Source organism: Paenarthrobacter sp. CM16 (assembly GCF_013179505.1).
Taxonomy (GTDB): domain Bacteria; phylum Actinomycetota; class Actinomycetes; order Actinomycetales; family Micrococcaceae; genus Arthrobacter.
Genome location: NZ_JABMCX010000160.1, coordinates 1 through 11,252 on the forward strand (window position 1 = coordinate 1; position 11,252 = coordinate 11,252).

Consider the following 11,252-nt stretch of genomic DNA (forward strand, 5'->3'; position numbering starts at 1 on the left):
ACCCAGCGCAGAGCCGGGCTCGGCGATGACCACGGTCCCGGCGTCCTTGCCCGAACCCACCCCCGCGCGGACCACGCCCATGGCCTCAAGGATCCGGACGGCCTCGCGCACGGATGTCCTGGAAACCTTCAGTTGCTCGGCCATGGCACGTTCACCCGGCAGCCGGCCGCCGAGGGCAAGGTCTCCATCGGACAACTGCTTCTCGATCCATTGCAGGACCAACTCGTGGGTACGCATAACGGAATACTAGTTGATGTGGTCCGACCACATGGCCTACAGTGTGGTTAGACCACAGAGGCAGGACCTCAGAATTCAAGGGAGAACCGCATGACCGACACCCTCGACCCCAAGATCACAGCAGCGCCCGCTAATGCCGGGAGCGATCAAAACGTAACCCGCCAGCAGCAGCCGCGCCCCGCCGTCGTGCTCCCGTCCGTGGTGCCTCCGGCACTGAAGCGCCGCGTTCCCAAGGTGTCGGACCTGGCACCGCTGATGCAGTTCAAGAAGCCCGAGTTCAGCAAGACCGCACGGCTCAAGCGCGCCAGCACCATCTGGGAACTCCGCGACATCGCCAAGCGCCGCACCCCGCAGGCACCGTTCGATTACACCGACGGCGCTGCCGAAGAAGAGATCACCCTCCGCCGCGCGCGGCAGGCGTTCCAAGACCTCGAATTCCGCCCCGGCATCCTGCGCGACGTCTCCAAGATCGATCTCCGCACGGACATCCTGGGCAAGGAATCACGCCTGCCGTTCGGCATCGCACCTACCGGCTTCACGCGCATGATGCAGTCCGAGGGCGAGTACGCAGGCTCGCAGGCCGCTGAAGCTGCCGGAATTCCTTACACCCTGTCCACCATGGGCACCGCGTCCATCGAGGACGTCGCCACTGCCGCTCCCAACGGACGCAACTGGTTCCAGCTCTACCTCTGGACGGACCGCGACCGCTCGCTGGAACTGATCGAACGCGCCGCCAAAGCCGGCAACGACACCCTCATGGTCACCGTGGACACCGCCGTGGCGGGCGCCCGCCTGCGCGACGTCCGCAACGGCATGACCATCCCGCCGGCCCTGACCATCAAGACCGTCCTGGATGCCTCATACCGTCCGGCCTGGTGGTTCAACTTCCTCACCCACGAGCCCCTGACCTTCGCTTCGCTCTCCCGCTACACCGGTACCGTGGCGGACCTCATCAACTCGATGTTCGACCCCACCCTGACTTACGAGGACCTGGACTGGCTCCGCGAAACCTGGAAGGGCAAGCTGGTGGTCAAGGGCATCCAGACCGTTGAAGACGCCCGCCGCGTTGTAGACCACGGCGCGGATGGCATCATCCTGTCCAACCACGGCGGACGCCAACTGGACCGCGCACCCATCCCGTTCCACCTGCTGCCGGAGGTCACCACGGCACTTAAGGCGGACAACAGCAAGGCCGCGGTCATGCTGGACACGGGCATCATGAGCGGCGCGGACATCGTGGCGGCACTGGCTCTGGGCGCTGATTTTGCCTTGATCGGCCGGGCCTACCTGTACGGCCTCATGGCCGGCGGACGCGAAGGCGTGGACCGCACCATCCAGATCCTGGAGAAGGACATGACCCGGACCATGGCGCTGCTGGGCGTCAGCAAGGTGGCGGACCTGAACCCGGACCACGTGCGGCTGCTCCAGCGCTAAAAGTCCCCATGCAGGTAACAGCACCTGTCGCAATGGACCTCCATAGCGACAGGTGCTGTTACTCAGTTGGGTAAGGGGTTAGATCAAGCCCTGGGCCAGCATCGCATCGGCAACCTTGACGAAGCCGCCGATGTTGGCGCCCACCACGTAGTTTCCGGGCGCACCGTATTCCTCTGCCGTTGCGGCGCAGCGATCATGAATGCCCACCATGATCTCAGTAAGGCGCTGTTCGGTGTGCTCGAAGGACCAGGAATCGCGGCTGGCATTCTGCTGCATTTCAAGGGCAGAGGTAGCAACACCACCGGCATTGGCGGCCTTGCCGGGGCCGAACAGGATCCCGGCCTCCTGGAAGACGGACACAGCTGAACGGGTGGAGGGCATGTTGGCGCCCTCGGCCACCGCAATCAGGCCGTTGCTGACCAACTTGGCGGCGGCCTCGCCGTCGAGCTCGTTCTGGGTGGCGCAGGGCAAAGCCACCGTGCCGTTGACGTCCCACACGGAACCGCCGGAAACGTGGTTGGCACCGGCGCGGCGTGCGGCGTACTCGGTGAGGCGCCCGCGCTCCACTTCCTTGATCCGGCTCAGAAGCTCGACGTCGATCCCCGCCTCGTCCACGATGTAACCGGCCGAATCGGAACAGGCTACTACGGTGGCTCCGAGTGATTGCGCCTTTGCGATGGCGTGGATGGCAACGTTGCCGGAACCGGAGACCACCACGCGCTGGCCGTCGAAGGACTGGCCTCGGGTTTTGAGCATCTCCTGGGCGAAGATCACCGTGCCGTAGCCGGTGGCCTCAGGCCGGACCAGCGAGCCACCCCAGGAGATGCCCTTGCCCGTGAGGACTCCCGATTCGTATCGGTTGGTGATTCGCTTGTACTGGCCAAAGAGGTAGCCGATTTCCCGGCCGCCCACGCCGATGTCGCCGGCGGGTACGTCGGTGTACTCGCCGATATGCCGGTACAGCTCGGTCATGAAGGACTGGCAGAAGCGCATTATTTCGGCATCGGAACGTCCACGGGGATCGAAGTCCGAGCCACCCTTGCCGCCGCCGATGGGCATCCCGGTGAGCGCATTCTTGAAGATTTGCTCAAAGCCGAGGAACTTCACGATTCCCAGGTACACCGAGGGGTGGAAGCGGAGCCCGCCCTTGTACGGACCGAGGGCGGAATTGAACTCCACCCGGAAGCCGCGGTTCACATGGACGCGGCCGGAATCGTCGGTCCACGGAACACGGAAGATGATCTGGCGCTCAGGTTCGCACAGACGCTCCAAGACCGCGCCCTCGAGGAACTCCGGGTGGCGATCATGAACGGGGCCAAGGCTTTCGAAGACCTCAGTGACGGCCTGGTGGAATTCCTTCTCCCCCGGATTCCGTGCCAACACGGTGTCGCGGACAGCTTCGAGCCTTGAATCCATGCGTGTTCCTATCCTCAGTGCGCCGACCCGCGGCGAGACGATTAGTCCCGCCCATGGTTGCACCGAGGGACATGGGATCTCCATCCGGAGACAATGTGACCCTCACCAAGGAGTTAACACAACTGTAGAAAATCGTTGAAAACACAAGGAAACGCAGGGTAAACAAAAACTCACAATGTGATGAGGATCACGTTAAGTGGTTCCCTGCTACCGCTTACGGCCGAACTTGGGAAGGTTGGGCAAGTTCGGAAGGTTCGCCAAGAGGTCAGCAGCCTTAGTGGCAGCGCGGCCTACGGTGCGGCCAATCTGCTGGGGAACGGTGTCATCGGACGCCGGGTCAAGGGAGACTGGCGTTCCACTCGCGTGGACCTTCACGGCCTGGCCAATAGCGTCGGCACGGTTGGGAACTGACGCGACGGCGGCTTCGGCGGGAGCCACAGCGGCGGGCACGTCCGCGGCAGCGGTGGAAGGCCCCGCTGCAGAAGGCACGACGACGGCGGGAGCCGCGGTTCCGACGTCGAACGTTTCAAGCCAGCTCGCGACGCCGGCAAGCGGCTTGGGATTCAGGGCATAGAAGCGCTTCTGGCCCTGCGCGCGCATGCTGACGAGGTCAGCCTCGCGGAGCACCTTCAGATGCTTGGAGATTGTGGGCTGGCTCGCAGCCAGTTCTTCCACCAGTTCGCCTACTGCTTTATCCCCAGAGCGGAGGGAGACCAGGATGTCGCGTCTGGTTGCCTCAGCTATGACGGCAAATACGTCGTCAGTCACCATGCCTCCCACCCTAGCGACATATACGCCAATTGGCATCCCTGTTTCGTGCCGCGACTGGTACCAAATCGTTGACCCTTTGGTGGGCCGATGCTACAACGGAGACACGGTCCGTCCGGGCTCCCAGGCCCCGGCCGCCACAAGCACGGGGTCATGGCCATGACTGAATTTTTCCGGCGTCGCATCTTTGACATCATTGCTGGCGTGTTCCTCGCCTTGTTTGTCCTCGTGTGGACCACTGTCCTGGTGCGGGTGGGGACATGGGTGCCCACGGGTACTGCAGAAGCCCCGGAGTTGAACGGCGCGTTGGTGACCGCCGCGGGAGTCCTCGCCACGTCGCTGAGTTCGCTGACGGCATCGGCCCTGGGCTTCACCATTTCGGAGGTTAAACGTGACAATGCCGACGCCGGCGCTCCCAGTCCATTGGTCAGCCCGGCCGACGTGGCTACGAGGCTATCCGGGCGGGTGATCTTCGCGATCATGGTCTACATGACCATGGGCATGCTGGTCCTGGTGCTGTGGCTCTTCAAGGGGCAGGCGTCCACGGACCTCATCGGTGCGTTCGCGCTCTCGCTGCTCGGTTGGCTGGTGGGGGCCGCCGGGGTGGTTTTCCAGACGGAGAGGACCGGGCCGTAGCCTGTGGGAGCGAAGCGTCAGTCGAACCAAGGGTCCAGTCCGTACAGGGGGAAAATTTCCTTGCGCGTAGCAATGACCGTCCGGTCCACTTCGTCCGCGGGGTCGTAGCCAACTTCCCAGGAGCGCCACCACACGTCTACGTCGTCGCCCATGGACTCCGGCGCCCACACGCCGTACGTTTCGCGCACATACGTCCGCCAAGCTTCGGGCACAGGCGTACTGAGCGGCACCGGGCGCTGGGTCACCATCCCGATCAGGTGGCTCCAGGCGCGCGGCACAACGCCGGTGACGTCATATCCGCCACCACCGGTAGCGATCCAGCGGTTGTCGCAGTACCGGGCGGCGAGGCTTGCGACGGCGGATGCCGCCTCACGCTGTCCGTCGACGCTGAGCGTGAGGTGCGTCAGGGGATCGTCCCTGTGCGAATCGCAGCCGTGCTGGCTGACAATCACTTCCGGTTGGAACGCACCCACAAGCTGCGGAACCACAGCGTGGAACGCGCGCAGCCACCCCGCGTCACCGGTAAAAGCAGGGAGGGCAACGTTGACCACCGTTCCGGGCGCATCCGGTCCGCCGGTTTCGTTGGCAAAGCCGGTCCCGGGGAAAAGGGTGAGGCCCGTTTCGTGCAGGCTGATGGTCATCACGCGCGGATCGTTCCAGAAGATGCTTTGCGTCCCGTCGCCGTGATGGGCATCGACGTCGATGCTGACGATCCTCTGCACACCGCCGTCGAGCAGCCTTTGGATGGCCATGGCGACGTCGTTGTAGACGCAGAACCCGCTGGCCTTTTCACGAGCGGCGTGATGCATGCCGCCGCTGAAGTTCACGGCACGGACGGCCTTTCCGGAAAGGATGGTGTCAGCGGCCAGCAACGAGCCACCGGCAAGCCGGGCACTTGCCTCGTGCATGCCGGCGAACGCGGGATCGTCCTCCGTGCCCAGGCCGCGGCTTTCCTCGGGCGTGGACGGGTCCTCGCTGACGCGTCGGACAGCCTCCACGTAGCCGGCGCTGTGCACCGTTTGAAGTTCGACGTCGGTTGCCACAGCCGGTGCCTCGACGGCCACGTGCTGGTGGTCGAACAGGCCCAAGGATTCGGCCAGCCGTGCCGTCAGTTCGAGCCGCTGCGGAGCCATGGGGTGGCCGGGACCAAAATTGTAGGCAGTCATGGCTGCGTCCCACACCACCGTCGTTGGCAGTGCGGAGCGGGTAATGCTGGAAGCCGTAGTCCCAAGCCTGGAGTTCATCCAGAACAGGCTACCTGAGCCTGGCAGGCCCTACCGCCCGGTTACGCCGCGGGAATAGTGGTTTACTACTCAGGAAAGCTTGTTTCAACCGAGGAAGAGCGCCATGTCTCAAAGCCAGTCGCGGTCCACGAGCCCGACCAACTGGCAACCCAACCAGCAGGAGCGGGAAGGTCTGTGGATCTTCACCCGCGTGCGCGACTTCATCGACAACATTGCCAACACCTCCCCTGCCCGTTTGGCGTTGACCGTCTTCGCCGTGGTCATCCTGGTGTTCACGGGCCTGTTGTCCCTGCCGGCGGCTTCCTCGGACGGCACTGTGACGCCCCTGCACCAGTCCATGTTCACGGCGGTCTCCGCAGTGTGCGTCACCGGGTTGACGGTGGTTTCCACAGCTACCCACTGGACCTTCTTTGGCCAGCTGGTGATCCTGATAGGCATCTTTGTGGGTGGCCTTGGCACGCTGACCCTGGCCTCGCTGTTGGCGCTCATGGTCAGCAAGCGCCTGGGCGTACGCGGCAAGCTGATCGCCCAGGAAGCCATGAACAACGCGGGCCGGCTCGGTGAAGTGGGTACCCTGCTCCGGATCGTCATCGTGACCTCGGTGGTGATTGAAGCCGCCCTGGCCATCGTGCTGATCCCCCGCTTCATGGTGCTCGGCGAGAGCTTCTGGCAATCCGTGTGGCACGGAGTCTTCTATTCGATTTCTGCGTTCAACAACGCCGGGTTCACGCCTCACTCCGATGGCATTGTTCCCTACGAAACCGATCTGTGGATCCTCATCCCGCTGATGTTGGGTGTGTTCCTGGGCAGCCTCGGCTTCCCTGTGGTGATGGTGCTCCAGCAGAACGGGCTCAACTGGAAGAAGTGGAACCTCCACACCAAGCTCACCATCCAGGTCTCCTTCATCCTGCTCGCCGCGGGCACGGTCCTCTGGGGCCTGATGGAGTGGGACAACGTGCGGACCATCGGCACCATGGACCTTGGCGACAAGATCACGCACTCGCTGTTCGCATCCGTCATGACCCGGTCCGGCGGATTCAACCTGGTGGACCAGAACCACATGGAATCCACCACCATGCTGCTCACCGATGCCCTCATGTTTGCCGGTGGCGGCTCGGCGTCCACGGCCGGCGGCATCAAGGTGACCACCATCGCCGTCATGTTCCTTGCCATCATGGCCGAAGCCCGCGGCGACGCCGACGTGAAAGTCTACGGCCGCACCATCCCCCAGGGCACCATGCGCGTGGCCATCTCAGTGATCGTTGCCGGCGCCACACTGGTGTCGGTGGCCGCGTTCCTGCTGCTCTCCATCAGCGGAGCGTCATTGGACCGGGTGCTCTTCGAATCCATCTCCGCCTTCGCCACCGTGGGACTGAGCACCAACCTCAGTGCCGAGCTGCCGCCGTCGGGCGTTTATGTCCTGACAGCCTTGATGTTTGCAGGCCGCGTGGGCACCGTAACCCTTGCTGCGGGACTGGCACTGCGCCAACGCAGCCAGCTGTACCACTACCCGGAAGAGAGGCCAATCATTGGCTAGTACCACGGGGGCCGCCAACCGCCCCGCACACAACGCACCAGTGCTGGTCATTGGCCTCGGCCGGTTCGGATCCGCCACCGCTGAGCAGCTGGTCAAGCAAGGCCGTGAGGTCCTGGCCATCGAACGGGACCGCACCTTGGTCCAAAAGTGGGCGCCCGTCCTCACCCACGTGGTGGAGGCCGACGCCACCAACATCGATGCCCTGCGCCAGCTCGGAGCCCAGGAGTTCAGCTCGGCCGTGGTCGGCGTGGGCACGTCCATCGAGTCCTCGGTGCTCATCACCGTGAACCTGGTGGACCTCGGTATCCAGCACCTGTGGGTCAAGGCGATCACGCCCTCGCACGGCAAGATCCTCACCCGTATTGGTGCCAACCACGTGATTTATCCGGAGGCCGACGCAGGCGTCCGCGCCGCCCACCTGGTGTCCGGGCGCATGCTGGACTTCATCGAGTTCGACGACGACTACGCGATCGTCAAGATGTACCCGCCCAAGGAAACAGTGGGCTTCACCCTGGAGGAATCCAAAGTCCGCTCCAAGTACGGCGTGACGATTGTCGGCGTGAAAACACCCGGTGAGGACTTCACGTACGCCCGGCCGGAAACCAAAGTGTCCGGCCACGACATGTTGATCGTGTCCGGACACGTGGACCTGCTGGAGCGCTTCGCGGCGCGCCCGTAACCGGGATGGAGTTTTTGTACAGCTAACGCCCTTTAGACGCGCTCTTAGGGGCGTTAGCTGTACAAAAACTCCGAGGTTAGCCGAGCTGCTTGGTGATTTCTGCTGCCCGGGCGGCAGCGGCGCGGGCGCCGTCGGCAATGATCCTGGGGATCCCGCCGTCGTCGAAAGCCATGATGGCCCGCTCGGTGGTTCCCTTGGGGCTGGTGACAGCGACGCGAAGCGCGGTGGGATCTGCTCCCGGTTCGGCCAACATGAAGCCGGCACCGGCCACCGTTTCGCGGGCGAGCATGACGGAGAGCTCCTGGTCCAGGCCAAGCTCGACGCCTGCCGCAGCCATGGCTTCGGCGAGGTAGAACGCGTAGGCGGGCCCGGAACCGCTGATGGCGGACAGCGCGTCAACCTGTTCTTCCGGAATCTGGACCACAGTACCGGCCCCGGCAAACGCCTTCTTGGCCGTTTCGAGCTGCTCAGGCGTGCAATGCGTTCCCGGGGAGACTGAGATGACGCCCCGCCCCAGCCGTGAGGGGGTGTTGGGCATGGTGCGGATCACCGGCTGCCCGTCCGGCAGTGCGGCCTCGAGCTGGGCGATGGAGACTGCCGCAGCCACGCTGACAACAATGATGTCCTTACCCAACGCCGGGCTGATCTCCCGGGCCAGGTCCAAAATGCCTACCGGCTTGACCCCCAGGATGACCATGCTGGAGCCCGTGGTGGCCAGTTTGTTGTTATCCGGCTCCTCCTCGCCGGCGATGGCCATGACCCCGTGGCGCTGGGCGAGTTCATCGGCTCGTTCTGCACGGCGGACGGTTGCGACGATGTCAGACGGGTCGGTCCCGGCGGCAAGCAGGCCGCCCAGGATTGCCTCGTTCATGGATCCACAGCCAAGGAATGCGATTCGGTTGCTCATGGCTCCATCATTGCAGTTGGCCTCGGACGGGGTCTAACGAAATCCAGATTCCCAGCTTGCTCCCAAGGTTATTGCAGGCAGCACTCATTGTTGGTCCGTAACTTAGTAGTTACCTCATTGAGGGTGCGAGTGATGAGGCGGGCATGGGGATGTCCGCCACAAGCACCGGTGGCCGGGCGGGTTTTCCCCCATTTCCCGATTCGACCGCCGGTGCTTTCGCTTTTAAGCGACCAACCCCGCAGTTGTTCGCCTGACACACCGTTGAAGGGCGCGTCAGGCGAACAAGTGCCAGGACAGGGCTCGACGCCGTTACTTCTCTACGCTGCGCAGCGACGGTGCGCTGAGGTGCTGCCGCGCGAAGCGCAGGGTTTCTGCCAACATTTCCTCGCGCTCCCCGGCAACCTTGGCCTTCCGGGTGGAAATTTCTGCCACCACTACGCCGTCAAACCCAGTGGACGCCAGGTGCTGCAGTGCGTCCGCGCACTGCTGCGTTCCGGTGCCGGGCACCAGGTGCTCGTCCTTTCCAGAGCCTGAACCGTCCGTGAGGTGGACGTGCCGAAGCTTGCTGCCCAGCGCCTTGATGGCTTCCAAACTGTTGGCCCCGGCAGTGGCAGCGTGCGAGAAGTCCCACGTGACGTCGTCGTAATCCTGTCCCAGGGGATCCCAGTGCGGCAGGTACGCCACCGCTTCCCGGCCACGGACACGCCAAGGGTACATGTTTTCCACGGCAATATGCACCTGGTACATGGCTGCGATCTCGCGGACGCCTTCCACGAAGTTCTCGGCGTAGTTGGACTGCCAGCGGAACGGCGGGTGGACCACCACGGTGTCGCACCCCACGTCGGCGGCCATCTGGCACGACTTCTCGATCTTGTTCCACGCGGTGCCCCACACCTGTTGCGTCAGCAGCAAAGTGGGCGCGTGAATGGAGACAATCTCCTGGTGGTACCGGTGGCTCAGTTGGATCAGGGCGTCAGGATTCTGGCTCACGGCATTGTTGGTGACCATCACCTCCACGCCCTCGTATCCCAGGTCTTGCGCCACAGCGAAGGCGTCGTGGACGCTCAGCGGGTACACGGACGCGCTGGACAGCGCCACGGGAATCTGGCGGTCATTCACTTCAGGTTCGACGTCGTTGCTCATCTCAGGAGGCCAGCCCGCCTGCCACAGGGGCTGGGATGGGGGTGGGGGACGGTGTGTTGACAGGGACCGGGAATTCTTTAAACCCGGGGTGGGGTTCGTCTTCATCCTCGGAAACCTTGGCGGCTTCCTTGGCTGCCTTTTTCTTGGACTTGTCCTTCTTGCGCTTGCCCACATGCGGCGCGGGATCCAGGGCATCTTCGAACACCAGCTGGTCAAGCCGGCGCAGGATCAGGCCCTCCCGCAGTGCCCACGGGCAGATTTCCATGGTGGGGAATTCGAAGAGCTCCAGCGCAGCCTCGGCCACCAGGGCGCCTGCCAGCAGTTGCCGTGCCCGTGCATCCGAGACGCCCGGCAGGTACAGGCGGTCCTCCACCGTCATGGCTGAAATTCGCTGGGCCCACAGGCCAAGGTCCGCAGCGTGGAGCTCGCGCTTCACATAGGGTCCAGCAGCACTCGGGGCTGCGCCGGCGATGCGAGCCAGCGACCGGAAGGTCTTGGAGGTACCGGCCACCAGGTTCGCACGGCCCAGCTCGTGGAAGTTGCGGACCACCGGCTTCAGCGTGGAACGGATGTAGCGCCGCAGTTCCTTGACGCTCTTGGCTGTCGGAGGATCATCGTGGAGCCAATCCCGTGTCAGCCGGCTGGCACCCAGGGGAACCGAGGTGGCGAACTCGGGAAGTTCATCGGTTCCATACGCCATTTCAAAGGAACCGCCACCAATGTCCAGGTCGAGGATGGGACCTGCGCCCCACCCATACCAACGGCGGACGGCGAAGAACGTCATGGATGCTTCTTCGCTGCCCGTCAGTTCCTGAAGGGTGACCGTGGTTTCGTGCTTCACCCGTGCCAGGACTTCCGGACCGTTGGTGGCCTCGCGGATGGCCGAGGTACAAAACGCCAGGAGGTCCTCCGCTTTGTGGCTGGCGGCAAACTCCCAGGCTTCCAGCACGAACTCGATGAGCTCGTGCTGGCCGGCGTCGTTGATGTTGCCATCACCGTCGAGGTACTGCACCAGGGACAGGGGACGCTTGTGGGAGGCGAAAGCCACCGGACGCGCGCCCGGGTGAGCATCCACAAGAAGCAGATGGACGGTGTTGGAACCGATGTCTAGAACGCCAAGACGCATTCTGCCATTATTCACCGATTCCAAGGCCGTGAAGCAACTTGGCGGCGACGTTTCGCCGTCGGATTGGTGTCCGGCGGTTTGGGCACCCGCTATTCCGTGGGCTCCCCTGCTTCATCTGCACGCTT

The 11,252-nt window shown here is 63.8% G+C and carries 11 protein-coding genes; 4 read left to right on the plus strand and 7 right to left on the minus strand.

Going from position 1 to position 11,252, the window contains the following annotated elements:
- Positions 1–237: FadR/GntR family transcriptional regulator (locus tag HP499_RS14550; protein WP_172324832.1), on the minus strand; the 237-nt coding region annotated here is incomplete at its 3' end.
- Between the two features lie 90 nt (positions 238–327).
- Between HP499_RS14550 and HP499_RS14555 the strand changes: the two genes are divergently transcribed.
- Positions 328–1,671, plus strand: a complete 1,344-nt coding sequence (locus tag HP499_RS14555) for an alpha-hydroxy acid oxidase (protein WP_305849745.1) — start codon at positions 328–330, stop codon at positions 1,669–1,671.
- 78 nt (positions 1,672–1,749) lie between these two features.
- On the opposite strand, the gene gdhA is transcribed toward HP499_RS14555, so the two are convergent.
- Positions 1,750–3,087, minus strand: a complete 1,338-nt coding sequence (gene gdhA, locus HP499_RS14560; RefSeq protein ID WP_172324834.1) for an NADP-specific glutamate dehydrogenase — start codon at positions 3,085–3,087, stop codon at positions 1,750–1,752.
- A gap of 207 nt (positions 3,088–3,294) precedes the next feature.
- Positions 3,295–3,858 carry a helix-turn-helix transcriptional regulator gene (locus HP499_RS14565; protein WP_172324836.1) on the minus strand — a complete coding sequence of 188 codons (564 nt, stop codon included), beginning with the start codon at positions 3,856–3,858 and terminating at the stop codon, positions 3,295–3,297.
- A gap of 156 nt (positions 3,859–4,014) precedes the next feature.
- Between HP499_RS14565 and HP499_RS14570 the strand changes: the two genes are divergently transcribed.
- On the plus strand, positions 4,015–4,491 hold the full coding sequence (locus HP499_RS14570; protein ID WP_172324838.1) for a hypothetical protein: 477 nt from the start codon (positions 4,015–4,017) through the stop codon (positions 4,489–4,491).
- A gap of 17 nt (positions 4,492–4,508) precedes the next feature.
- Here the strand turns inward: HP499_RS14570 and HP499_RS14575 are convergent, their stop codons facing one another.
- Positions 4,509–5,735: an acetoin utilization protein AcuC gene (locus HP499_RS14575; RefSeq protein WP_172324840.1), complete on the minus strand. Its 1,227-nt coding sequence runs from the start codon at positions 5,733–5,735 to the stop codon at positions 4,509–4,511.
- 103 nt (positions 5,736–5,838) lie between these two features.
- On the opposite strand from HP499_RS14575, the gene HP499_RS14580 reads away from it, so the two are divergent.
- Complete coding sequence (locus HP499_RS14580) at positions 5,839–7,272, plus strand: TrkH family potassium uptake protein (RefSeq protein WP_172324842.1); 1,434 nt, start codon at positions 5,839–5,841, stop codon at positions 7,270–7,272.
- 40 nt (positions 7,273–7,312) lie between these two features.
- Positions 7,313–7,951, plus strand: a complete 639-nt coding sequence (locus tag HP499_RS14585; protein ID WP_011775951.1) for a TrkA family potassium uptake protein — start codon at positions 7,313–7,315, stop codon at positions 7,949–7,951.
- 76 nt (positions 7,952–8,027) lie between these two features.
- Here HP499_RS14585 and proC read toward each other — a convergent pair whose 3' ends face one another.
- The 3 genes from proC to HP499_RS14600 all read right to left on the minus strand — a co-directional run bounded on the left by proC (position 8,028) and on the right by HP499_RS14600 (position 11,127).
- The gene (gene proC / locus HP499_RS14590) at positions 8,028–8,858 is read right to left on the minus strand and encodes a pyrroline-5-carboxylate reductase (RefSeq protein ID WP_172324844.1); all 831 of its coding nucleotides are present in this window, start codon (positions 8,856–8,858) and stop codon (positions 8,028–8,030) included.
- Between the two features lie 309 nt (positions 8,859–9,167).
- Entirely contained in the window at positions 9,168–10,001 is an 834-nt protein-coding gene (locus HP499_RS14595) for a sugar phosphate isomerase/epimerase (protein ID WP_172324846.1), read from the minus strand.
- A 1-nt stretch (position 10,002) separates the two neighbouring features.
- Positions 10,003–11,127, minus strand: coding sequence for a Ppx/GppA phosphatase family protein (locus tag HP499_RS14600; RefSeq protein ID WP_172324848.1), 1,125 nt, complete (start codon positions 11,125–11,127; stop codon positions 10,003–10,005).
- Between the last annotated feature and the right edge of the window lie 125 nt (positions 11,128–11,252).